This window comes from Marivirga sp. (assembly GCF_051117495.1).
In the GTDB taxonomy this organism is placed as follows: Bacteria; Bacteroidota; Bacteroidia; order Cytophagales; family Cyclobacteriaceae; genus Marivirga.
In genome coordinates, this window is record NZ_JBNPEF010000037.1 from 36,206 (window position 1) to 59,679 (window position 23,474).

Genomic DNA, 23,474 nt, shown 5'->3' on the forward strand with positions numbered 1-23,474 from the left:
CTAGAAAACATTATTCCTCTTTGACATTTAACTGTCGTTTCAGTGCTTTAATCTCTTCTTCATAATTTTTCAATTGCTTTTCAAGCTTATAAGTTTTCAATTTGTCTTCAGGTCGTGCTTCTATCAATTTTGGTAAATCCCGAATTAAAACAAAGGCTGTAGCCAGACTTACAAGTGCAGTTAATACTCTTAATAATGCACTAAGCCTATAACCTGGCCAATAAAACATAATTGCATCAATTAGGTGTGTACTACCACATAATATAATGAATGCCCCGAATAACCAAAAAACAGGCAAAAATGGAAGATTATGTCTTTTTTGAATAAAGAAAATAATGATAGCCGGAATCACAAAATAAGCTAACCAAATGGCAATATCACTTGTAATATATAACCACCCATGAAATGATGACCATTCTCCACAAACCCAGCGAGCCGGCCAATCATCGGCCGAAAATAGCTCATTAAAAAATTCTAATACTTGTTCCATATCCCTTTAAGTTGCTTAACTAAATATACTTTTTAATTCTTGGAATTAAAAAGTTAATAATTATAATAGGATATTTTACAGCAACCTAGGCTTTTCTATGATCTGAATTCTTGATTAAGAGATATTTAATAATTATAAAGCCACAATAATTAAAATGATAAAAATTAGCTAATTTTCAACACTAGTCAGGTCATCCCCCATTTTTTATGTACTTTCCCCAGAAAGTTTCTTGCCAAGTTTCTCCCTTGTCAGTGGAAATTTCCCAAATCTGAAGAACACTATTATCCTCTTGGGGAATCCATTTAATTCTATCTATTTTGCCTTCAATAAGCTGTGACTGCATTTCCATTTTACCATCATGATATCCTCCACTTAGCAATAATGCATTTCCTGAATTTGAAATCCAGCTTTGATACCATTTCTGTGTTTTTGCATCATAAAAATTATAACTAGTACCTGCTCCGCTATCTTTTGAAACCCAGTTTTCTTGAATGCCACAACTATTCTGAATCAAATCGATACTATTGCTTCCAATATGCTGGCCCTTTTTATTATACACTTCCCAATCGCCTAACCAAAAATCAAAGGCCCTATGATTTTCGGAAATGCAATTTTGATTTTGAGAATTAACCTTTGAAAAATTTACATAATTATAAACCGTTTCATTCTTTACATTCTGTCGAAAGGCATTTGGTTTTAAATCATTCAATAAATCAGGAGTTGGGTTCTGGCTAAACCATTCTTTAAAGTGTTCTTCAATTGCATTTAATTGTTCCTTATTGTCATACATTGTCTCCAAAATAAGATCATATTCATCACCCTCAGCCCTCATCATCCTAAAACCGGAAATGAATCCATTGGCTAAGGCATATCTTCGAAATTTCGCCCAGTTATTTTCATAGAAATGATAGGCTTCCGCCTCTTTTCCTTCAATTATTTTAACATAATCAAGAACCGAAACTGAATTGGATGATTTCATTTCATCCCCATCTAGCAATTTTTCAGGGTAACTCACTTTTGTAGAAGAGACATAGAAACTGGCCTCCTTATCAGTATTTCCAACATTTATACCTTCTGTCTTGAATTGTTTTGAACCCCTAATACCAATGCCTATATTTTTGAAATCACATTGGAGAATATTTGTAGGTATGTAGGATGAAAACAGCATCAAGAAAATAAAAAATAGCTTCATATTATAAATTTTTAACTGAATCCATAAAATCATAAATCAAATCGAAATAAACATCTGGCCTATCGAGCCAACCATAATGTGCGCACTTGTCCATCAATTCTAGTTGAGAATTAGGTAGAACATTATGAGCTGTTTCAGCTACGGAAGATTCTAATAAATCATTTTTACCATGAAGGATTAATACGGGTTGTTCGAATGATTGCAAAGATTCTTTTGTATCGTAATTTATTCTTCTTAAATCAGACCAAACCAAAGCATTAAGTTGCATATTTCCTTGGGTCATTCTTTTGGCTAAAACTGGTATAAATTCTCTATTATACAAATAAGCCGGAGCCATAAATTCTCCTCGCTTTAATAATGTTCCATAGGAGGTATCCCCTTCGTTTATTTTGTTTCCATAATATTGAAGTGAATCCCATTCCATATCTGTTAGCTTACTTTGGATATCTATTAAAGAAAGTAAGGCTAAGTCCATGCCTCCTGAAGAAGATTGAATCATGGCCTTTACTCTTTCAGGATGTTTGGAGGCATAGTAGTAACCTAATATCCCGCCAAAGGAATGCCCTAGTAATGTCCATTTTTCAATTTTAAGGTGTATTCTTAAGGCTTCAATATCTTTAACCATTAAATCCATAGTTACAGTATTGCTATTAATTTCTTCCAAAGTGGACTTTCCGGTACCTCTTTGATCATAAATAATAGCTTGATACTTTTTACCCAGCTCCATTGCCAATTCACCAAACCCATTACTGTTCATTCCAGGGCCTCCATTAATTATAAGGATTGGTTCACCTTTACCGAAAATTTCATAATGAAGCTTTCCGCCATTTGAAACAAAAGTATTGCTTTGCGCAAAAGCAATCGGACTGATCAAAAAACCCAGGAGAATTAACTGAAAAATAATTTTTGATAGCTTCATGGTCTTCTTGAAATGGAATGAAAAATAGTTAATTCCTGAAAATAAATTAAATTCCAATGAAGTAATTAAACATTAAATGCTTGGTTATTACCGCATAATAAAATTTTGAAAATCTAAACACTATTAAAAATAAACAATATTAAAGTGCTTCTCAACAGAATACGTATATTTTTTAACCATAAAGTGAAAACTGATAAAACATGTCTAAATCTCAACTGATTTTACTTTTATGAGTACAATAGAACAAGCTTTACCATCTAATGACAAAAAACTACTTTCAGAAAATTCGAAATTTCCTCTACAGCCCTGATTTTCTCAAATCAGCTTTAGTTACATTTGGCATTGTAGTACCAGTTTTAGTTGGATTAAAAGTTGACCTACTTCCCTATTTCCTAAGTATTTCCATTGGCGTGTTTTTAACATCCAGTAGTGATGTTCCGGGTAGCCGAAAACACAAAAGCATTGGGATTTTGATTGCTACGGCTATTGCTACTCTAGCAACTATCATTATCACTTATGCAGCTTCCAATTTTTATATTTTGATTCCTGTAATGGCATTGCTCCTCTTTGGGATTTCCTATATTTCTGTTTATGGTTTTCGTGCTTCTTTAATTTCATTTGCCGGTTTATTGGCTATTGTATTAAGTTTTGCTCACCAACAAATAGGCGCTGAAATCTTTATCAATGCCATGTTCATAGGAATTGGTGGCCTTTGGTATTTACTACTTTCCAGTCTTTTTCATCCTCTTTTACAAAAACGTCAGATTAACAATGGCTTGACAGAATGCTTAAACTTAACCGCAGAATATATTCGAATAAGAGGAAAACTGGCCTTATCAACTGAAGAGGGGTCTAAGTTGAAAAGTAAACTTTTTGATTTGCAAGTCAATATCAATACAACCCATGAAACTTTAAGGGAGCTCTTGCTAACGGAAAGACAAAGCTCCGGATTCTCTAACTACAAAAGAAAGCAACTGCTAATCTTCATAGAACTAATTGATATATTAGAGCTTTCCATGGCCAATCCTGCCAATTACGAACAAATTAATAAACTATTTAAAAATCAAATTCAGTTTGTCCATCCATTTATTGAATTAGTGTTTCAATTGTCCAACAGGCTGGAACAAATGGCTGAGGCAATGCAAAAAGGAAAAGAATTACCACTTAGGGATGATTTAGAGCCAATGATTGAAAAATGTAAGGAAAGCATTCAAGCTTATGTGAAAGAAGTGAAATTGCCGAAAGCAAGAGAAGGTGCTTTATTGCTCCACAATTTATTGGATTATGAAGAAAGTCAGCTACAGAAAATTCAGTCTGTGGAAAGAATTTTCCACGATCTTGAAAATCAAAACAAAGTTGGTTTAAAGAATAAAGAAGGCAAGCAGTTTATTACCCAGCAGGATTACGACCTGAATATCCTAAAAGAAAATTTCAGCTTTAAATCTCCCATATTTAAGCACTCCGCTAGGTTAACTATTGCCATGTTGTTAGGCTTTGGGATAGGAACCTATTTTTCCTTACAAAACACTTATTGGATATTATTGACCATAGTGGTCATTATGCGCCCCGGATATACTTTAACCAAAGAACGATCGAAGCATAGGTTATATGGAACTTTTATTGGTGCAGCCATAGCTGCTGTAGTTGTATTAATTACCCAAAACAGTTATGTATATGCAGTTCTCTCTATACTTTCTCTCACCTTGGCCTTGAGTTTTATACAGAAAAACTATAGAACCTCCTCTATTTTTGTAACGACCAGTATTGTTTTTATTTACGCCCTCATTAACCCCGATGCTTTTGAAGTCATTCAGTATAGAATCGTAGATACCATTATAGGAGCTTCTATTGCCTTTACAGCTGGTTCATTGCTTTGGCCTGCTTGGGAATCTTACAGCATCAATACCACCATCATACAAGCCTTAAGAGCCAACCGGAAATACTTGGCTGAAATCAATCGCTACTATCATCAGTCAGATGGTTTAACCGAATACAAATTAGCCAGAAAGGATGCCTTTTTGGAAATGGGAAACTTAAATGCTGCTTTTCAGCGGATGAGTCAAGAACCTAAATCACATCAGGATAATTTAGGAAAGATCAATGAAATAGTGGGCTTAAATCACACTATCTTGACTGCTATGGCCGCTTTAGGCACTTATATTTTAAATCATAAAAATGAAAGCGCTTCGGAAGATTTTGAAGTTATCATCAAAACAGTGGATACCAATCTAAGACAAGCATTGCAATCTTTACTAAAGAAAGCTAAAACCGAAAATGTCGCAAAAGAAAAATTAGAAGAAGCCTACCAACATTTGGAAGAAAAGTTTGAAAATTTAGTGGCCATTCGAACCAAAGAATTGGAAAAAGAGGAATATAAACCAATCGATCCTGAATTCAGAAAGAATTTGCAAGCTACCAGATTAATAACCGATCAACTGAAATGGCTCGTTACCATTTCTGGAAATTTAAAGAAAGTCATTAGCAGTTTAAAGAAAGAATAGAGCTGGCCACAATAGTTCAGGAACCCTTTAATGCCATCAAGACTTGTGAATGAATAAGAAGGGACCTAACTCAAAATTTTAGTAAATGAATCAGGCTATCAACTAGGTTCACCTTACCTACTAGTCTAAAAATCACCAACTATTTTTGAGCTCATTACCAAATAGAAAGGTAATACCCCTCTAAATACGATATTTAAAATTCCTGACCTACAAACACAAAATCGCTCAAGGCTTCATTGTCTCCAAATGTTCCTGAACGTGGTGCAGGCTTTAATCTTTCTAGATAAGTATATAGTTCGGTCAATGTTAAAATACGGTCAGAACCCCCTAAATCCTTCAAAGCTTCTAATACTTTCCTTGCAAAGGGAGAGTGCTCGCCTGGAATACCATCAGAAACATACTCCTTACCTCCAGATGTTAAATATCTACGGGTTTTATAAGAAAGCTTTCTTGCTAACATTTCTTTATCATCTTGCTCAAAAGATTGCAAACCACGATTTGCTGCAATTCGCGGATCGAAAGTCCCTCCAAAACACACGTCCATGGCTAAAAAAATATGTTCACAAGGGATATTATTGATTACTGATCGTAAACGAGCATGAGAAATATAGGATGTTTTACTTTTATCATTTGCTAAAGAATTCTTAGCAACAACATATCCCTCTCCAAAATCTTCATCAAACTGACCATGTCCTGCAAAGAATATCATCAGCTGGTCCTGCGGCTTATAAGATTTTCGGTTGTACTCTAGAATTTTCTCAAATACTTCATTTTGGGTAGGATTTTCAACCACTTCAACTTGAAAGCCATAAAGCTTCTTCAACTGCTCTGCAATTGTTTTTCCATCATTCACTGGATTCACCAAATCGGACCAATTATCATACTTGTCAGTGGCAAATACTAAAGCATAATCCTTTCTGTCGATAGCGACAGCATCTTTTACAGCATCCATTCCTACTAAAATGGATCGTTTGGAAGAAATTGTTCCTCCCGAAATGGACACGGCAGTCACCTTAAAAATAATTTCCCCATCTGGCAAGAAAAGCTCCTCTTCCAAGTTCATTTCATTCTGTCCAGGTTCAATCGTATATTGTTTTGAACCTAACTTTGCATTATTTTTCTTTGCATATGCTTCCATTGAAACAGATTGCAAACCATCTGAAGATTTGACTTTCGCTTTGAAAACGACTTTGTTTTCAGTGCTATTTGTGTACTCCAGGTTAGGATTTATCCAGCTTATACTTGGCATTACCATCTTATCGCCCGCTATAGCACTTGGCTCAATTTTAATAGCAGCAGTCTTCGTTGAAACGCCTTGTCCTAGTAAACAACCCGAGTAAAAAAGTACTAGAATGGGAAAAAGAACGTATTTTAATCTTTTTAAATTTTTCATGATCTTAATGCTTTATAATTCTACCGGTCTTCCGCTCGGTTCCGTTACGCTGAGTAACTTTTAATTTGTATATATAAATTCCAGTGCTTAAAGAAGAACCATCTCGTGTAGTTTGATCAACCTGATCAAAATTTAACAACTGATAACCCTCTCTCAGTTCACTTGTCCATGACTTCTCTGCTAATAGCCTTCCACTAAGGTCTAATATTTGAATAGTTGCTTGGGCATTTTGAACGTCAGAAATATTAACAGGAACATTTAACCTGGAATTAAATGGGTTCGGATATGGGGAACCAATTAACAATGCACCTAAATCAAATCGATCGGTTGCGTAACGATCAAATACCAACTTGAAATGATATGCTTTTTTTCCTCGGAATTGATATTCTGACTTCTCAGTTATGTCAATCTTTTGCAAGGTTTCCATATCCACCAAATAAAACTGGCCGTTAAGAAATTCATCTGCATTCCAGGAAAGACTATTGAATTGATCTTCTTTTGATGTGTTGACGGTAAAATCCCAAACATGATAGTCTTTGGTTTTTACAACATCCCATCTGTAATTATCCCACACAGATTCAATTTGTTTGAAACTGATCTCCACATGCTCTCCTAATGCAGGAGGATTAGCTTTATCCCAACTGTCCAAACCATCTTTTGCAGTTTCATGCATGGCTACTCCACCTTTTGCTCTAAGTTCTCCTTGCACCAAATTGAGGATCAATTCTACAGAAGACTCACTTCTCTCAGTCACTGCAGTACTTCTTAAGGCCGAGTTATTAGTAACATCAGCCTCTACACTCATATTCTCTTGAACCAAAACAAAAGCACCTTGATGAGGAGCAAGCGTTGTAGCTGTTACGAATCCCTCTTCATCAAAAACATACAAGTCTCCCACTTCAGGATTATTGGCCTGAATAACCTCCCAGTCGATACTAATAGGATAAGGATTTCCTATTTGGTTCCAGCCAGCTTTTAAATTCCACCTGGCTTTATTGCTAGTTTTATAAGGAAATACATTGCCAGCTCCAAAATTAATTGAAGGCTCTTCTATGACGGTAGTAAGCCAATAAGACTCTCCAGACTCGACATTACCAATAGAAAGAAATTCATCATAAGCTTCCCTCTCCGGGTTCCAGTGAAACACCTTAAAATTCGATTCAGAATAGGTCTGTCCTAAAGAAGTTTCAAAGATATCTCTTAACGAACTATTTTCTGACTGAAGATTATAAGGAACAGAAAACATCCTGTAATCTCGACTAGTCTTCCCTACACCGATTCTCTCAGTTGGTAGATTTGCTAAGGCCCCAGAAGAAGAAACAGAACGGTAAAAATAAACTGTATCAGATGCAGCACTATTACCTGAAGTATCTACTGCTACGATTCTTGCCTTTAAACCAAAAGCATCGCCCTGGTCAGCAGGAATATTACTTGTAAATTGGCCTCCCTCTAATTCGATCATATCATTTTTGGTAAATTCCACACTTGTAACTGGCCCATACTCTAGTTGTACACTTTCAAGGAAAGCATTATCAGTAACACTTCCACTCAAATCAAAAGTACTTTGATTTTCATCCACTGAAATATCTCCACCCGTTATTCCTGCAATTAATGGAGGTGTCGAATCTTCAAATTCCTTCACATAAATCTTTATCTCCTCCTGAAGGCTTAATCCTCCATTGTCTTCACTTTTCACTGCCACTATGTAACTCTGCTCTGTACTGTCCCTCAGATTAGCTTCTAGGATCAACCGATCAGATGATATACTGAAAAGCTCATTATCATTACTGGACGTATTGCTAATAAGTGAATAGACATGAGTATCTCCTGAATCATCAACCGAACTCAGCACACCTACTTCTGTGCCTACCGTTGCTACACTTGTTATGCTGTCGTTAGATATATTAATTTCAGTTGGAGGCGTATTAGTGGATTCTGAAACCAACTCAATTTCAAAGCTTTGAGAGTAAGTCGTCTCTCCATTGAGAACTTCTATGTTAATTTGATATAGATTGTCGCCCTCTTCTGTAAATGTTAAATCTGTGGCAGCTTCCAGAGCATATACTTGATCATCATTCTGATAAATGACCTGAAAATTCGAATTATCTGGGAAATTCTCCGAATCTATTAAGGTCATTGTATAATCATCTCGCGAATAGAAATTAGAGATATTATCTCCTAAATCTTCATCTCTCAATTCAATGTTAGACACTTTTTCTTCAAAAGCTAAACCACTCTTAATAATCGTCCTCTTAATTACCAGAGTATCAACAGCATCATTAATATCTAGTAAGTCAATTTCAAAAACCTTCCCAAATTTTGCACCTGAAATATCAGTCACTTCAATGTATACTTCATAACTTAAATCGTCCTGTTCATAATTGAGAGGACTAGCCAGCGCTAGTTCATCTCCTGTTAAAATCTGAAAACGATGATTTGAAAGAGAGTCTGCAGGAAGACTGAAACTGTGATTATCTGTAGCATCTTCATCTACCACATTTAATTGACCAGCAACTGCATTATTGGTTTCTTCATTTACACTCGTTCCAGATAGCGTAATATCACTTGGCTCATCATTGATATCGCCAATATGGATGGCCAAAACACTATCAATGGATTCACCTCCTTTGTCGGTTAAACGTAACTTTATCTCGTAGAGCGATTTACTTTCATAATCGAAATTCTCTACATCTTGCACCAATTCATTATTAGTATTTACTGAAAATGCAGTATTGTCTGGGAAATTATCGTCTTCAATAAAAATAAAATCAAACTCATCGGATGCATCAGGATCTTGACCGTCTAAAGTACCTACCACAGTTCCTGAACCCTGATTTTCATCAATACTATCATTACTAAATAATATAGCAGCTGGTGCATCATTGGCATCTATAACGTTTATAGTAAACGCTTTATTGAAGGTAGCCATCTTCGGGTCTTTAGTTTGAACGCGAACACTTAAACTTTCAACTTCCTCAAAATTAAAGGAAGAGATAGCATAAAGAGAATCAGCAGATATTTCAAAACTGGAATTATCATCATCCCCACTACCAGCAACTAATGCGTAAGTAAAGTCCACATCATCTGTATCATCATTATCCTCTTCGCTATCTGCATCCTCTGTATCTAAAGTTCCTACTAAGGTTCTTCCAGTAAGGTTTTCTTCGATTGTATTATTATCTAATAAAATATTGGTTGGCGCCTCATTTTCTTCTGTAATATTAATCACAAACGCTTGTTGATAAGTCTCTCCGCCCTGATCGCTTACGCTTAAGGTGATGAAATATTCAGACTTTATAGCGGAATCAAATGTCGTATTGGAGATCAATACAGAATCAGTCACTGTAAAAGACCCATTATCTGCATCAGCAACACCTGGGTCAGAATTCGATGCAGACAAAGAATAAGTAAAAGTATCAGTTGCATCTTCGTCTACTGTTTCTATCCCAGCAATAGGACTTCCTAAAGGCAAACTTTCAGAGACAAACTCAGTTGTCAAACTCAAACCCGTTGGGGCATCATTTACATCATTGATATTAATTGTAATCGAACGGCTCCTTTTATCACCATGAGCATCCGATACCTGCGCTAGTATACTCCAAAGACTATCCGCTTCGAAATCAGGCACCTCATTCAGTACTAATTGATTGCCACTCACAGAGACTTTGCCATTGTCAATAGCACCCGTTCCGTTCACTAGTTGAAAACTTAGATTGCTGTCGTCAGGGTCGGTAGCAGATAATGAGCCAATTGCTGTGCCTTTTGCCATATTTTCATCCACAGTAAAAGAAGAAGGTGATGGGATTCCGGGCCTTTCATTAAGTTTATAAAGAAAATTCATATCCCTGACCGCAGTATTAAAGCCTGCATTCTGCGCATCAGCATTAGTAAAGCTGTTCGGCATTTGTAAATGAGATAGTGAATAAATCGTCCCATTGAAATTGAAAAGCTTTTTAGGAAAAGTGGAATAATCAGCAAATACTTCCTCAATTTTGAGATTTTCCAAGACAGCTTGTTCATAATCAGTATTTGTAATTTCCTCTGCTACTTGAAATTTTTCAGATCCATTATTAATATAAAGCTCAAACCCAAAGTCTTTTGAAAAAGCACTTTGATAGATCCCATCCGAATTGATTGCGTTAACATTATGTGTGGAATACCCGATTGCAGGCACTTCGAATTTCGTGTAGTCAACTTCTTTCTTTGTATCTAAATTCCATATGTATATTTCCTCAATTAATTCCGAAACTCCCCTTGTGTAGAATAAAGCAAATTTCCCTTTTAGAGATACCTCTTTTAGCGGATATTCTAAAACAGGAATACCACCACCATTGATTATATCGAATTTATTAGTTAGCAACGCAACCCCATTCTGCGGTGATTCTAATGCTACTAACTCATTATTAAAAGGGATAACATTCCGTAATCCTTCCTTTAAGAAATTAGGATTATTTTCAAAAGTGACTTTCCTAAGAAATTCTAAATTGGAATCAAAAATAAATAATTGCAACTCTTCTGGAAAGAAAGTACACAGTAAATCATTGCCAAACGTAAAGAGATTTTTCACACCCAATCCAGCTTCAATAACTTTAACTGTTTCTCCTTTCTCCCCTGTAGCGTAGGTCAAATCTTTCGCTGAGTTAACAAAAATAGCGGCATCATTAAAAATAGTAAGATCATGGCTAAACAACTCCGTCACTCCATTAGGAGTAGCTAAGCCACCCTCTTCCCCCATGTTGATTTTATAAAGAATAGGCGTTTTTAAATCTGAAGTTTTATAGTCTACAAAAAACAGAACTTTAGAAGTGATAGCACCAAATTTAAACTGAGGAAAAGCGTAAATTTCTCGAATCTGTTTAAATTCCGTCTCAAAAATTCCTCCTGTCGAAAGTATGTTGGCGCTTCCAGTGTCTTCAATATAGTAGCCTTGACCTTCAGGTATAAATAATTTAATTTCACCTTTGTTACCGATCTTAAAATGATTTGATGAACCAATGGGAGTATAGGCAGAAGAAACAAAATCTCTGTTCTCATTGAACACATTATAGATTAGGACTGGCTTTGCACCTATTTCATATATTCCAACAAATTCACCCGAGTTCCCCTCAATACCCTCCACCAAAATTTGAATACTCTCATCTGTGGGATCGTATTGATAAATAGTTCCTTTCCCGAACGCCAGAATTGCACCCTTATATTCGATTGCATCAGAAATAAATTGCTCCTGGAAATCAATCGCTCGTAATTTGTTACTCGCATCTGCATCCTTAAAGCCCCCCTCAAGCTGAGCACTTAAAGGAAATGCTTTTAACAAAATGAAGCATAAAGTAAACAGTAAATATTTTTTCATCTTATCCATGTTCAATTCGTAATAGTAGTTGGATTCTCTGGGTCTTCAAAACCGCTCTCTTCTTCTGATTGCAAATAAGGGAGTAAAAAATAAACACCGGCACCAATAACAGCTACTGGAGCAATTTGCAAAGCCAAAGGTATTTTCCGTTTTATGGCAAATTCCTTCGAATAAACTACATCATCTTTATTCTTATTATCTGAGATTCGCAATCGATAATTTTTACCCACCTCGATTTTCTTAGGGATATCTAAAGTATATTGACCAACATTAGCAATATTTTGAAAAACTGAGACTTTATTATCTCCTTTATATATAGCTATATTCAATATATTGCTAGAAGCGCCCCCTGTCCAGGTGATTTCATAACTTTTTCCTCGCTTAAGTGATTCATAGTTGAAATCATCCAATTTCACGAAAGGTACATACACCCTTCCTCTGATTTCAAGGTTGATTTCCTCTGAAAAATCCTGTCCATATTCTTCGAAGGGATCCCAAATAATTACTTTACCATTCCCAGGATAAATCTCAACTCCTACATCACCACTAACTGCGGTTAGAGGGGAGATGAATTTATCTTTAGAACTGTAAAGCTTCAGTTGGTAAGGTCGATCCTCTTTACTGTCGAGAAGCTCATAAATAATGTGAATTTTAGCATCTTCAAAATAGATCTCTTCGATTTCAACCCTTTGGGCTTGCAAAGAAAATACTAACACCACACCTAATAGAGTCAAAAACAGGCGTTTATACAAAATGGGAACAGTGGACATCGCGATAAATTAAGCTTTTTAGTATTGATAAAAATAAGTAATCTTAAACCAAGTCTCAAATATACTAGATCATTTTTAGTATTATTCAATTATTAATTTTGTTTTTTCTAATCTAGAATACTAGTGTATACTAGCTATTACACTTTTAATAGGCGAAATGGTTCAAAAAAATAGTTTATTTTTAAAAAAAACTGCTACAATTTCAAAATCGAATTAAGAGTATAAGTAAAAATTCTCTATTAAACGCACCGAATTCGCTATATTATGTAGAAAACATTAAGAGAAAAGAATAATTTCAAATGCTTCAGGCTTTTAAGGATAACAGTTAGAAATGTGGTAAAGATATTGATTAAGGAATCATATAGACAATATTATCCTCAACCGATCAACATAGGAATTTCAACACCACTCAATATATAACATGGTCATTTCCTGTACTTATCATTCAAGCCCAGGCCAGCCAGCACCATCAACTTGATTTTGGCTATCCTACTTACTTTTGTTCCTTCCCTTTTTGCTGTAGCGATATATTCAATATACTCCCTTTGCTTGAATGGAGCCAAGGACTGAAAAGCACTTCCGAATTCTCTATCGTCATTTAAAGCTATTTCTAAAATTTTCGGAATTTCTAAATGTTTGGATTTCTCAGGTTTCCATTTCAACCCCTGCTTTTCATTTTCAATTGCTTCTTGAATGTATTCCATGATTTTCTCTTCATCCATTTCATCGACAGAAGTAAATTGCCAGTGTCGTAATGCCTTGGTCTTTCCTTCTTGAGCGTTACTCAAAAATTTATAAGAATCATTTAAAAAAACACCGTTAAAAAACCATAGGCTTACATAATTTTTAAATGCCCCTATCATTAATACATTGCCATTATTCAAGGTATATACTTCCCCGCCCCATTTGTTGGTTTTCTCCAGCTCAGTTTTATTGATGATGGCTCTTAAAAATTCTAGCTCATTTCGCCATTTTTCGTTTTTGTTAATGAGTGAATTAGGTTAAAAAGCAATTCAATTTAATAAAATTATAAAAATGAAGATTCAAACTTAAAATAGGATTAGATTTTAGTTAAATTTATGAAATCCTGAACTAGTAAATTTATTATATGAAATACTACCTACTTTTCTATAAAACCATTGAAAATTATGTTGAAAAAAGAGCTCCCTATCGTGCTGAGCATTTAAAAATGGCAGAAACAGCCCATCAAAATGGTGATTTAATTATGGCAGGTGCAATGGCAGAACCAGCAGATGGAGCAGTTTTGATTTTTAAAGGTGAAAGCCCTAAAATAGCGGAGGATTTTGCCAAAAATGATCCATATGTTAAAAATGGCCTAATCAAAAGCTGGGAAGTTAGACCTTGGACGGTAGTTGTGGGAGAATTATAGTAATTATATAATCTGTATATTTGTGATAGAAATTATGAGTTTCAGTGTTATATATATTGATTGATTATTTCAAACAAGAAGTTAATGAAATCAGATAAATTAAATAAACCTAAAATCACGAAATACAACAGCTTCGAAGAGTTAAAATCCACTTCAAAAAAAAGTAGGAGATTAACGGATGAGGAAGCTTTGGAAAAAGCACTGGAACTTTTAGATTTTTTCAACAGTATCAAAAATGCTAAATCCCTGAATTAAAGATTACTTTTAGATGAAATCCCACCATTATAAATCCGAAATTAAATGGACTGGTAACACAGGAAAAGGAACAAAATCCTATACATCTTACGAAAGGTCTTATAATATTATGATTCATGGCAAGCCTACTTTAAAAGGAAGTGCCGACCCAGCATTTAGAGGCAATGCAGAGCTCTATAATCCTGAAGATTTATTTTTAGCTTCTATCTCCTCTTGCCATATGTTGTGGTATCTGCATTTCTGTTCAGTGAACAAAATTACAGTTATTGATTATCAGGATAAAGCTTCAGCTGAGATGAAATTAAGCTCAGAAGGCAGTGGCCAGTTTACTAAAGTCAATTTACATCCTAAAGTGATAATTTTGGAGAAAGATAAAATTGAATTAGCTAAATCCTTGCATCATAAGGCCCATGAGTTTTGTTTTATAGCTAATTCCTGTAATTTTCCTATTCAGCATAAACCCAAAATTATAACGCTAGAAACAACAAAATAAGATCAACTATCTTTTCTATATTTCAATTGGAGACCATTCAAAAAATTCCTTAAATATTGATCTAAAAAAGGTCTGAATTGTTGCTGTTTGGGATTTCTTAAAAATGCAGTAACCTCATGCGGACTAATGGGTTTTCCAGCTAACTTAAAAACTTCCAAAACATCCTCCGTCTTCAAATTGAGTGCTATTTTAAGCTTTTTTAAGATGGTATTGTTGTCAAGCAATTTTTCGGGCTTAGGTTGTTCTCCTTCCCTTTTACCTCTTTTGGTATTAATTAGTCCATTTAAGAAAGTAGCCAATTGATCATCATAAATTTCTTTAAATTCATCATGATCATCATTTTTAAGCCAATCAGTGACCAATGACCTGCTAACTTTATAGTCAGCACTATCGAAAATAGCCATCATTTCTTCATCGCTATAATCAAAAACATACCGAATTCTTTTTAAGATATCATTATTAGTCATATCATATAAAATAAAAAAGGCTGACTTAGTATTTACTACCAAACCAGCCTTTGAATTAGTTTAATATATCTGTGATTATGATAATGCTTTTTTCATGGTTTCTCCTATGTCAGCTGGAGACTGCACCACAAAGATTCCGCATTCATCCATAATTTTCATTTTTGCTTCGGCAGTATCATCTTTTCCTCCAATAATGGCGCCAGCATGTCCCATTCTTCTTCCTGCTGGAGCTGTCTTACCAGCAATAAAGCCAACAACTGGTTTTTTATTGCCATTTTCTTTAATCCAACGAGCAGCCTCAGCTTCATAATTTCCACCAATCTCACCTATCATTACGATAGCCTCTGTTTCATCATCTTCCATCAACATTTTCACTGCTTCTTTAGTAGGTGTACCAATGATTGGGTCACCACCGATACCGATAGCAGTAGAAATTCCCAAACCTGCTTTCACAATTTGGTCCGCAGCTTCATAAGTCAAAGTACCTGATTTTGAAACAATTCCTATTTTACCTTTTTTGAAAACGAATCCAGGCATGATACCAACCTTTGCCTCTCCTGGAGTAATCACACCAGGACAGTTAGGGCCGATTAATGTTACATCTTTATCTTGAATATAAGTTTTGGCTTTCAACATGTCTTTAACAGGAATACCTTCTGTGATGGTGATAATCACTTTAATTCCCGCATCAGCAGCCTCCATAATAGCGTCCGCAGCAAATGCCGGTGGAACAAAAATGATGGACACATTAGCGCCTGCTTTATTAACGGCATCTTCAACCGTGTTAAAAACTGGTTTACCTAAATGTTTTTGACCTCCTTTTCCCGGGGTTACACCCCCCACTACATTTGTGCCGTATTCTATCATTTGCTCAGCATGGAATGTTCCTTCTGAACCTGTGAAACCTTGTACAATTACTTTAGAATCTTTATTGACTAAAACGCTCATTATGCTCTGTTTAAAGTTTTTGCAAAAATAGAAGAAAAGGCTTCATTCACAAAGTAATTTCATGCTTGTTTCGGAATTAGTTGTCAAACGGTATTTCAAACAATCTATTAAAACATTGATTTTGAAAATATAAAAATGAAATATCGAGTATGGCTAGAATGAGAAAAAAAGGTGAACTACCTTCTAAGATTTGCCCTGTTTGCAAAAGACCGTTTCTTTGGAGAAAAAAATGGGAGAAAGATTGGGAACAGGTTAAATATTGCAGTAAAAAATGTAGGACTATTGCCAATCAAGGGTATTAAAATTGAATTGATATTAATCCATCTTAGTTCGGTTAATGATGGAGATAATACCTGTCTGGTTCATTTAAATTAAAAATATGACAAAGAATGGTTAATTAAATTGCTTACAAATTTCTTATCTTAAGCGCTATGAAGATCTTGAATGTAAAACAAATTAGAGAAGCTGATCAATATACCATTGAGAATGAACCTATCACCAGTATAGATTTAATGGAAAGAGCCAGCCAGGAAATCGTAAACTGGCTAATTAAAAATTTTACAAATCAATATCAAATTATAATTCTGGCAGGCTCAGGTAATAATGGTGGCGATGGATTAGCAATTGCCAGATTAATGTCTGAACAAAATTTTACCGTGAAAGTGGTTTTGGTAATGGGTAAAGAAGGATCAGAGGATTTCGAAAAAAACCTTTCGAAATTAAAAAAAGATAATACCGCTGAGATTACTTCAGGCCTCAACTTTGATGATGGTAAAGACAATATTTTTATAGATGCTATTTTTGGCTCAGGGCTCTCTCGTCCTATTGAAGGAAAAATTGCTGAATACATTTTTAAAGTAAATGATATTGAGGGTATTAAAATAGCGGTTGACATACCCTCTGGAATTTTCGCTGATGTAACTAGTCCTGGAGAAGCAATTTTCAAAGCTGACCATACTTTAAGTTTTCAAGTTCCAAAACTAGCTTTTATGATGGCAGAAAACCAGAAATATATTGGCCATTTTGAAATACTGGATATAGGCTTATCTAGTGATTTCATTAACAATTGCATAAGCGATTATTCAATTTATGAGCTTACAAATACCATTAAATCCTCCATAAAGGTAGATTCCATAGCCCATAAAGGAGATAGAGGTAGAGCATGTATTTTAGCAGGAGGTCACGCTAGAATGGGCGCTGCAATATTAGCCGCAAAAGGCGCTCTACATTCGGGTATTGGATTACTTACCGTACAATCCTGTCCTCATTGTATCGAAATCATACAAATTCAAATTCCTGAAGCCTTGATCTTGGAGGATGAAAATGAATATGCATTAGGGAGTTACTTGAATTATGAAACGCAAGATGTCTTGATTTTTGGCCCAGCTGTTGGTTTCGCAAATAAAACAGTGGCTTTGCTTAGAGAAATTTTAAAATCCTATCATGGTCAACTGGTCTTAGATGCTGACGCAATAAGCATAATGGCACAAAACAGGGAATTATTGGAATTGCTACCTAAAGGTACGATTTTAACGCCACATCATGGGGAATTCAAACGGCTGGTAGGAGAATATTCAAATAATTTTGAGGCATTGATGCAACTAAAGTCATTCTGTATGCATCATCAAGTTGTAGTAATATTAAAAGGCAAATATTCTGCGGTTTGTAATGAGCAAGGAAAGATAAGTTTCAACACTACTGGAAACCCAGGAATGGCAAAAGGGGGAAGTGGCGATGTATTATGTGGGATTTTGGCTGGTTTAGCACCACGAATAAAAAACTCATACGAAACAGCAAAATTGGCAGTATTTTTGCACGGAATTGCAGGTGACCTTAGCTTAAAGGAAGATGGGGAAAATTATATGACTCCTTCCACTATGATTTTGAAATTGAAGGATGCATTTAAATTAATTGAAAATTAAATAAACTTTAAACCATAACCGGTAATGACCGTAAAAAAATTGTGATGAAATTCTTTAAAAACATATTGCTAATTATAGTAGTCAGTTTCAGCTTAACCATAGCAAATGCTGGAAAAGAACCTATTAATGATAAAGCATTAGATTTTAATATCACACATGTATTAAGCGAAGCAGAGGTTTACCCAAATCCTGCAGAGGATTTCATTTATTTGAAAATAAATGACCGTTCCATTTCTTCAGACATTAAAATTGAAGTTATGAGTATCATCGGTAATAAAATGAAAATTACCCATGAAAAAATTAAAGATGGTCTCTATAAGATCAATATCCAAAACATTCCTAGCGGTCACTATTATGTGATGCTAACCATTGATTCAGAGAAAAGTCTGAAAAAATTTATAAAGAAATAAAGTATTACAAACAAGTTTGTAATTTATTACACCTAATTTCTTCATTAAAATCTCTTTTATAATAGATTAATAATAAGTACTTTTCGATAAACATTGTTAGATGAACTTTAAAGCATATTTTTATTGGATAGTTGCAGTACTTGAAATAATCTCGCTGACTTTTGAGATTGACATACTTCATCAAATCTGCAAGCCCCTATTGATGATTGCACTTCTAATCTATTTTTGGGACAAATCAGATAATAGAAAAGATGAGAAATGGGTAAGTTTTGTTACTTTGGCACTTGCATTCAGTTGGATTGGCGACATCATGTTGCTCTTCGCATTTAAGCATTTTATGTTCTTTTTTGCTGGAATTTCCGCTTTTCTGGGGGCTCATATTGTTTATATAATTGCATATAAGAAAGCTACATTCAAAGATAAGTTGAATTTTAAATGGTCTTTTTTTCCTTTTATAGTTTTAGCTTATTTAGCCCTTATGGCATATCTGATTTTGCCCTACATCGATAGTGTAATCCAAGTGCCGATTTCTTTATATGCTGTCGTCCTCGCCTTAATGATAGTGATAGCATGGTTTCGTAAAAACCAAACCACAGATGAAAGTTTTCAGTTGGTAGTATTAGGCGCGGCTTTATTTACTATTTCCGATTCTGTTTTAGCCATCAATCGCTTTTCTCACACTATCCCTTATGCTGGAGTAGCAGTGATGACCACTTACATTATAGCGCAATGGCTTATTGTAAATGGATTACTTAAACATAAAAAAACTACACCCAATAAAACAATATAATAAGTTGTTTTTTGATTTTTTCCCATACAATATTCTGTATAAAAATTAATTTCAAAATAAGTCGTTTTTATTTTGTCCAAAGTTTGTTTATTTCAAAAAGCTTTTCCTACATTTGAAATATTAAATCAATTTATAACGAAGAGGTAAGAGACAGGCTCTATGATCCTCTGGCAACCTGATTCAAGGTGCCAAATCCTGCCCTATGAGGGAAATATAAATATGAAAACACCACACAACTCAAGTAGAAGCGTACAAATCGCTAATCAAAAGTCAACTGAATTCAATTCTAGAATTCAAGCTACTAATTCAATTAATCACAAACTTATTTTTTTATCTCCCATGCGAATGTGCATGTGCTGTTGTTGTTAATCAACAACCCAACTCTTTTTGGATTTCTCCCGATAATCTGAATAGGAATGCTCTATACTTTTCTATCTAAGTACTTATCCGGAAATAAATACAATCCATTCAAAATCAATTAATTAAAATTTTAATTACACCCATCTTTCATGTTGATGGGGTTTATTACGCAAATAGTTATTTAATAAAATCATACATCTTAAATTTTAAAATTATGTCAACTACACAAAAATTCGAAACATTACAATTACATGCCGGTCAGGAAATTGACCCCACCACTAACTCAAGAGCTGTTCCAATATATCAAACCACTAGCTATGCTTTTAATAGCTCAGAGCATGGAGCAAACTTATTTGGTTTAAAGGAATTTGGTAATATCTATTCAAGAATCATGAATCCAACCAATGATGTTTTTGAGAAAAGAATTGCTGCTTTAGAAGGTGGGGTTGCAGCGGTTTCAGTTGCATCAGGACAAGCGGCACAATTTATTGCCTTGAATAATATCTTGGAAGCTGGCGATAATTTCATCACTACCAAATTTTTATACGGAGGTACCTACAATCAATTCAAAGTATCCTTCAAACGATTGGGCATAGAAGCGCGGTTTGCGCCTGAGGAGGAAGTAGAATCATACGAAGCTTTAATTGATGAAAATACAAAAGCCATTTATTTGGAAACCATTGGTAACCCAACTTTCAATATCCCTGATTTTGAGGCCATTTCAGGTTTAGCCAAAAAGTATGACTTACCATTAATTGTGGATAATACTTTTGGCGCAGGTGGTTATTTATTCAGACCCATTGAGCATGGAGCTAATGTGGTGGTAGAATCTGCCACTAAATGGATTGGTGGACATGGGACTTCTGTAGGTGGTGTATTAGTGGATGCCGGTAACTATAATTGGGGCAATGGAAAATTCCCGCAATTTTCTGAGCCATCTGAAGGTTATCATGGACTGAATTTCTGGGAAACCTTTGGGGAAGGGAATCCATTGGGACTGCCCAATATTGCTTATGCCATCAGGGCAAGAGTAGAAGGCTTAAGAGATTTTGGTCCAGCCTTAAGCCCGTTCAATAGCTTCTTGCTGCTGCAAGGATTGGAAACACTCTCATTAAGAGTCCAAAGAACTGTTGACAATGCCCTGAAATTAGCTTTCTGGCTTGAGAAACATCCATTGGTTGAAAAAGTGAATTACCCGGGATTGGAAAGCAGTAAATATTACCAACTAGCAAAAAAATATTTGCACAATGGCTATGGGGGTGTTTTATCCTTTACGCTTAAAGGAGATAAAGAGGAAACTAAGGCTTTTGTTGACAATCTGAAGTTGGTCAGCCATTTGGCGAATGTGGGAGATGCTAAGACTTTGATTATTCAGCCATCCGCTACAACCCATCAGCAATTATCTGATGAAGAACAATTGTCAGCTGGCATATCTCCAAACTTATTGAGGGTTTCTGTAGGCATAGAGCATATTGATGATATCATAGCAGATTTTACACAGTCATTTCAAAAAATACATGAAGAAAACTATGCCACAGCATAAATTACCTTATTATTTTCAATTAGAAAGTGGGCAAAACTTGCAGGATGCCTCTCTTTATTATGAAGTTTTAGGGGAAATTTCAAAAGATAAAGAGGTGGTTTGGGTTTGCCATGCTTTTACAGGAAGCGCATCAGTTAAGGACTGGTGGGCTTCCCTTTTTGTTGAAAATGGAGGTTTTATTGATTTGGAAAAGCATTCTGTTATTTGTGCTAATATGTTAGGCTCTTGTTATGGTAGCACTGGTCCCAATTCAGTTAATCCCGAAACAGGAGAAATATATGGTGATGATTTTCCCCTAATAACCAATAGAGATGCGGTCAACTCTTTTATAGACTTAAGAAAAGCGTTGAATGTTACTAAAGTTCATTATCTAATTGGTGGTTCCTTAGGTGGACAGCAAGCACTGGAATGGTCTATCAAAGAGCCAGAAGTAATTGAAAACCAAATCCTAGTGGCTTCTAATGCCAAACATTCCGCTTGGGGGATAGCTTATAACGAGCTCCAAAGACAAGCAATCGAATTAGGGGAAAACAGCAATGAAGAAGAGCAGCAAAAATCACTTTCGTTGGCGAGAAGCATTGCCATGTTAAGCTATAGAAGTTATTCCGATTTTGAAAGTAGCCAAAATGGAAAAGCTGAAAATGGTGAATGGAAAGTCTCTTCCTATTTGAAATATCAAGGAAAAAAATTCAACGGGAGGTTTAGCATTAAAAGCTATAAGATACTTTCCAAAATGATGGACGCTCACAATATATCGGAAGAAAGAGGTGGTAATTTAATTGAAGTGCTTTCATCAATCAAAGCCAAAACATTATGTATTGGAATTGATAGTGATAATCTTTTCCCTGTAGAGGAGCAAAAACTTATGAGCGAGCATATTCCCAATGCAAAACTGGAAGTAATAAAATCTCAAAAAGGACATGATGCATTTTTAATAGAAGGAAACCTTATTTCTAAATTCATCAAAAAACATTTAAGTAATACTTTATATGAAGAAATTTAAAGCTGGATTATTCGGATTAGGGGTAGTGGGCTCAGGGGTTTATACTGCCCTAAAACAAAATGAAAAGTATGGTATTTCCATTGAGAAGATTGCCGTTAAGAATATTAATAAACAAAGGGATTTCGATTTGCCGAACGGAATACTCACAACAGAATCAGATGAAATTTTAAATAATGAAGGATTAGATTTCATCATCGAATTAATTAATGACCCCGAGGAAGCTTTCGGCATCGTTAAAAAAGCATTTGAAAAAGGTAAATCAGTGGTAAGCGCCAATAAAAAAATGGTAGCGCTTTATCATCAAGAATTATTTGAATTGAGTGAAAAACATGGCGTCAAATTTTTTTATGAAGGTGCAGTGTGCGGCAGTATTCCTATTTTAAGGTTGCTGGACCAACATTTCAAATCAGATACAGTAAAATCTTTAAAAGCCATCGCCAATGGAACCTGTAATTTCATTTTATCAAAAATGGTGAGTGAAAATCAGGATTATGATTCCGCATTAAAGGATGCTCAAGACTTAGGTTTTGCAGAATTAGACCCCTATTCTGATGTAAGTGGAGAGGATACGCGTTTCAAATTGGCCATTATGATTTATCATGCATTTGGGATTTTTGTACATCCCAATAAAATACCACTTCAAGGGATCAATTTCTTAGATGAAAATCTTGTTCAATTTGCTCAAAAGCACCAATTAAAAATAAAATTAATTGGAGAAGCTCATAATATAAACGACAAAATAAAAGCTAAAGTTGAGCCACAATTGGTAAGTGAAAAACAAAATTTTTATAATATTGAAAATGAATATAACGGAATATTAGTGGATGCTGAATTTACAGCTGAGCAGTTTGTAAAAGGCAAAGGTGCTGGAAGTTTTCCTACCGCTTTAGCCGTCTTGTCCAATTTGAAAGATTTAAAATATAATTTGGCTATTTCTAAATCATCAGTAAAAAAGGAGATTGAATATTCCAACGAAGCTGAAAAGGAGATTTACTTCTTAGCTGGATTTAATGATGAAATCCCAGAGATTGAAATACTAGATAGAGAAGATGCATACTACATAGTAAATTCTGATATTTATCATTTAGAAAAAATTAAGAAAAAGCATCCCAATTTATATTGGGTAAAAATTTCTCAGGATATTTATGAAAAAATCAATGCTGTCCTAAATAATTTAAAATTGAGATAAAAACCTAATCCTTCTGATATTTAATCCAGCTTTATCCATATTCAGGAAAAAGAACCCCCTGTTTGCCTTGATTTTGTAGTTTGGGTGGG

The 23,474-nt window shown here is 34.9% G+C and carries 20 protein-coding genes and 1 riboswitch; of the genes, 11 read left to right on the plus strand and 9 right to left on the minus strand.

The window, feature by feature from the left end:
* Positions 1-10 precede the first annotated feature (10 nt).
* From ACFE0M_RS17855 to ACFE0M_RS17865, 3 genes are all read right to left on the minus strand, one after another.
* Positions 11-490: a hypothetical protein gene (locus ACFE0M_RS17855; protein WP_434547155.1), complete on the minus strand. Its 480-nt coding sequence runs from the start codon at positions 488-490 to the stop codon at positions 11-13.
* A gap of 190 nt (positions 491-680) precedes the next feature.
* The gene (locus ACFE0M_RS17860) at positions 681-1,682 is read right to left on the minus strand and encodes a hypothetical protein (RefSeq protein WP_434547156.1); all 1,002 of its coding nucleotides are present in this window, start codon (positions 1,680-1,682) and stop codon (positions 681-683) included.
* A gap of 1 nt (position 1,683) precedes the next feature.
* The gene (locus ACFE0M_RS17865; protein ID WP_434547157.1) at positions 1,684-2,601 is read right to left on the minus strand and encodes an alpha/beta fold hydrolase; all 918 of its coding nucleotides are present in this window, start codon (positions 2,599-2,601) and stop codon (positions 1,684-1,686) included.
* A gap of 260 nt (positions 2,602-2,861) precedes the next feature.
* Here ACFE0M_RS17865 and ACFE0M_RS17870 point away from each other — a divergent pair, with 260 nt between their 5' ends.
* Positions 2,862-5,102 (plus strand): FUSC family membrane protein, encoded by a 2,241-nt coding sequence (locus ACFE0M_RS17870; RefSeq protein WP_434547158.1) that lies wholly within the window; start codon positions 2,862-2,864, stop codon positions 5,100-5,102.
* A 193-nt stretch (positions 5,103-5,295) separates the two neighbouring features.
* On the opposite strand, the gene ACFE0M_RS17875 is transcribed toward ACFE0M_RS17870, so the two are convergent.
* From ACFE0M_RS17875 to ACFE0M_RS17890, 4 genes are all read right to left on the minus strand, one after another.
* Positions 5,296-6,495 (minus strand): caspase family protein, encoded by a 1,200-nt coding sequence (locus ACFE0M_RS17875; protein WP_434547159.1) that lies wholly within the window; start codon positions 6,493-6,495, stop codon positions 5,296-5,298.
* A gap of 4 nt (positions 6,496-6,499) precedes the next feature.
* Entirely contained in the window at positions 6,500-11,845 is a 5,346-nt protein-coding gene (locus ACFE0M_RS17880; protein WP_434547160.1) for a cadherin domain-containing protein, read from the minus strand.
* A gap of 11 nt (positions 11,846-11,856) precedes the next feature.
* Positions 11,857-12,615, minus strand: coding sequence for a Ser-Thr-rich GPI-anchored membrane family protein (locus ACFE0M_RS17885; protein WP_434547161.1), 759 nt, complete (start codon positions 12,613-12,615; stop codon positions 11,857-11,859).
* 425 nt (positions 12,616-13,040) lie between these two features.
* Entirely contained in the window at positions 13,041-13,604 is a 564-nt protein-coding gene (locus tag ACFE0M_RS17890) for a YdeI/OmpD-associated family protein (RefSeq protein WP_434547174.1), read from the minus strand.
* A 119-nt stretch (positions 13,605-13,723) separates the two neighbouring features.
* Here ACFE0M_RS17890 and ACFE0M_RS17895 point away from each other — a divergent pair, with 119 nt between their 5' ends.
* The 3 genes from ACFE0M_RS17895 to ACFE0M_RS17905 all read left to right on the plus strand — a co-directional run bounded on the left by ACFE0M_RS17895 (position 13,724) and on the right by ACFE0M_RS17905 (position 14,753).
* Positions 13,724-14,005 (plus strand): YciI-like protein, encoded by a 282-nt coding sequence (locus ACFE0M_RS17895; RefSeq protein ID WP_434547162.1) that lies wholly within the window; start codon positions 13,724-13,726, stop codon positions 14,003-14,005.
* 84 nt (positions 14,006-14,089) lie between these two features.
* Positions 14,090-14,260, plus strand: coding sequence for a hypothetical protein (locus ACFE0M_RS17900; RefSeq protein WP_375581040.1), 171 nt, complete (start codon positions 14,090-14,092; stop codon positions 14,258-14,260).
* Positions 14,261-14,273: 13 nt separating this feature from the next.
* Positions 14,274-14,753, plus strand: coding sequence for an OsmC family protein (locus ACFE0M_RS17905; RefSeq protein ID WP_434547163.1), 480 nt, complete (start codon positions 14,274-14,276; stop codon positions 14,751-14,753).
* A 2-nt stretch (positions 14,754-14,755) separates the two neighbouring features.
* Here ACFE0M_RS17905 and ACFE0M_RS17910 read toward each other — a convergent pair whose 3' ends face one another.
* On the minus strand, positions 14,756-15,220 hold the full coding sequence (locus tag ACFE0M_RS17910; protein ID WP_434547164.1) for a DUF1456 family protein: 465 nt from the start codon (positions 15,218-15,220) through the stop codon (positions 14,756-14,758).
* Positions 15,221-15,295: 75 nt separating this feature from the next.
* Entirely contained in the window at positions 15,296-16,168 is an 873-nt protein-coding gene (sucD, locus tag ACFE0M_RS17915; protein ID WP_434547165.1) for a succinate--CoA ligase subunit alpha, read from the minus strand.
* A gap of 158 nt (positions 16,169-16,326) precedes the next feature.
* Between sucD and ACFE0M_RS17920 the strand changes: the two genes are divergently transcribed.
* The 7 genes from ACFE0M_RS17920 (at position 16,327) to ACFE0M_RS17950 (ending at position 23,385) form a co-directional block, all read left to right on the plus strand.
* On the plus strand, positions 16,327-16,470 hold the full coding sequence (locus ACFE0M_RS17920) for a DUF2256 domain-containing protein (protein ID WP_434547166.1): 144 nt from the start codon (positions 16,327-16,329) through the stop codon (positions 16,468-16,470).
* Between the two features lie 129 nt (positions 16,471-16,599).
* Positions 16,600-18,090, plus strand: a complete 1,491-nt coding sequence (locus ACFE0M_RS17925) for an NAD(P)H-hydrate dehydratase (protein WP_434547167.1) — start codon at positions 16,600-16,602, stop codon at positions 18,088-18,090.
* 44 nt (positions 18,091-18,134) lie between these two features.
* Positions 18,135-18,500 (plus strand): T9SS type A sorting domain-containing protein, encoded by a 366-nt coding sequence (locus ACFE0M_RS17930; protein ID WP_434547168.1) that lies wholly within the window; start codon positions 18,135-18,137, stop codon positions 18,498-18,500.
* 100 nt (positions 18,501-18,600) lie between these two features.
* Positions 18,601-19,290 (plus strand): lysoplasmalogenase, encoded by a 690-nt coding sequence (locus ACFE0M_RS17935; RefSeq protein ID WP_434547169.1) that lies wholly within the window; start codon positions 18,601-18,603, stop codon positions 19,288-19,290.
* A 127-nt stretch (positions 19,291-19,417) separates the two neighbouring features.
* A riboswitch (SAM riboswitch) is annotated at positions 19,418-19,510 on the plus strand.
* Positions 19,511-19,864: 354 nt separating this feature from the next.
* Positions 19,865-21,193: an O-acetylhomoserine aminocarboxypropyltransferase/cysteine synthase family protein gene (locus ACFE0M_RS17940; protein ID WP_434547170.1), complete on the plus strand. Its 1,329-nt coding sequence runs from the start codon at positions 19,865-19,867 to the stop codon at positions 21,191-21,193.
* Positions 21,168-22,196, plus strand: coding sequence for a homoserine O-acetyltransferase family protein (locus ACFE0M_RS17945; protein ID WP_434547171.1), 1,029 nt, complete (start codon positions 21,168-21,170; stop codon positions 22,194-22,196). The genes ACFE0M_RS17940 and ACFE0M_RS17945 overlap by 26 nt, the downstream gene beginning before the upstream one ends.
* Positions 22,183-23,385, plus strand: a complete 1,203-nt coding sequence (locus ACFE0M_RS17950) for a homoserine dehydrogenase (protein ID WP_434547172.1) — start codon at positions 22,183-22,185, stop codon at positions 23,383-23,385. Before ACFE0M_RS17945 ends, ACFE0M_RS17950 begins: the two co-directional genes overlap by 14 nt.
* Positions 23,386-23,474 lie beyond the last annotated feature (89 nt).

Bases quoted from the DNA above. Each gene is read 5' to 3' on its own strand.
- ACFE0M_RS17855 (WP_434547155.1), bottom strand. From the start codon at position 490: ATGGAACAAGTATTAGAATTTTTTAATGAGCTATTTTCGGCCGATGAT.
- ACFE0M_RS17860 (WP_434547156.1), bottom strand. From the start codon at position 1,682: ATGAAGCTATTTTTTATTTTCTTGATGCTGTTTTCATCCTACATACCT.
- ACFE0M_RS17865 (WP_434547157.1), bottom strand. From the start codon at position 2,601: ATGAAGCTATCAAAAATTATTTTTCAGTTAATTCTCCTGGGTTTTTTG.
- ACFE0M_RS17870 (WP_434547158.1), top strand. From the start codon at position 2,862: ATGACAAAAAACTACTTTCAGAAAATTCGAAATTTCCTCTACAGCCCT.
- ACFE0M_RS17875 (WP_434547159.1), bottom strand. From the start codon at position 6,495: ATGAAAAATTTAAAAAGATTAAAATACGTTCTTTTTCCCATTCTAGTA.
- ACFE0M_RS17880 (WP_434547160.1), bottom strand. From the start codon at position 11,845: ATGAAAAAATATTTACTGTTTACTTTATGCTTCATTTTGTTAAAAGCA.
- ACFE0M_RS17885 (WP_434547161.1), bottom strand. From the start codon at position 12,615: ATGTCCACTGTTCCCATTTTGTATAAACGCCTGTTTTTGACTCTATTA.
- ACFE0M_RS17895 (WP_434547162.1), top strand. From the start codon at position 13,724: ATGAAATACTACCTACTTTTCTATAAAACCATTGAAAATTATGTTGAA.
- ACFE0M_RS17900 (WP_375581040.1), top strand. From the start codon at position 14,090: ATGAAATCAGATAAATTAAATAAACCTAAAATCACGAAATACAACAGC.
- ACFE0M_RS17905 (WP_434547163.1), top strand. From the start codon at position 14,274: ATGAAATCCCACCATTATAAATCCGAAATTAAATGGACTGGTAACACA.
- ACFE0M_RS17910 (WP_434547164.1), bottom strand. From the start codon at position 15,220: ATGACTAATAATGATATCTTAAAAAGAATTCGGTATGTTTTTGATTAT.
- sucD (WP_434547165.1), bottom strand. From the start codon at position 16,168: ATGAGCGTTTTAGTCAATAAAGATTCTAAAGTAATTGTACAAGGTTTC.
- ACFE0M_RS17920 (WP_434547166.1), top strand. From the start codon at position 16,327: ATGAGAAAAAAAGGTGAACTACCTTCTAAGATTTGCCCTGTTTGCAAA.
- ACFE0M_RS17925 (WP_434547167.1), top strand. From the start codon at position 16,600: ATGAAGATCTTGAATGTAAAACAAATTAGAGAAGCTGATCAATATACC.
- ACFE0M_RS17930 (WP_434547168.1), top strand. From the start codon at position 18,135: ATGAAATTCTTTAAAAACATATTGCTAATTATAGTAGTCAGTTTCAGC.
- ACFE0M_RS17935 (WP_434547169.1), top strand. From the start codon at position 18,601: ATGAACTTTAAAGCATATTTTTATTGGATAGTTGCAGTACTTGAAATA.
- ACFE0M_RS17940 (WP_434547170.1), top strand. From the start codon at position 19,865: ATGTCAACTACACAAAAATTCGAAACATTACAATTACATGCCGGTCAG.
- ACFE0M_RS17945 (WP_434547171.1), top strand. From the start codon at position 21,168: ATGAAGAAAACTATGCCACAGCATAAATTACCTTATTATTTTCAATTA.
- ACFE0M_RS17950 (WP_434547172.1), top strand. From the start codon at position 22,183: ATGAAGAAATTTAAAGCTGGATTATTCGGATTAGGGGTAGTGGGCTCA.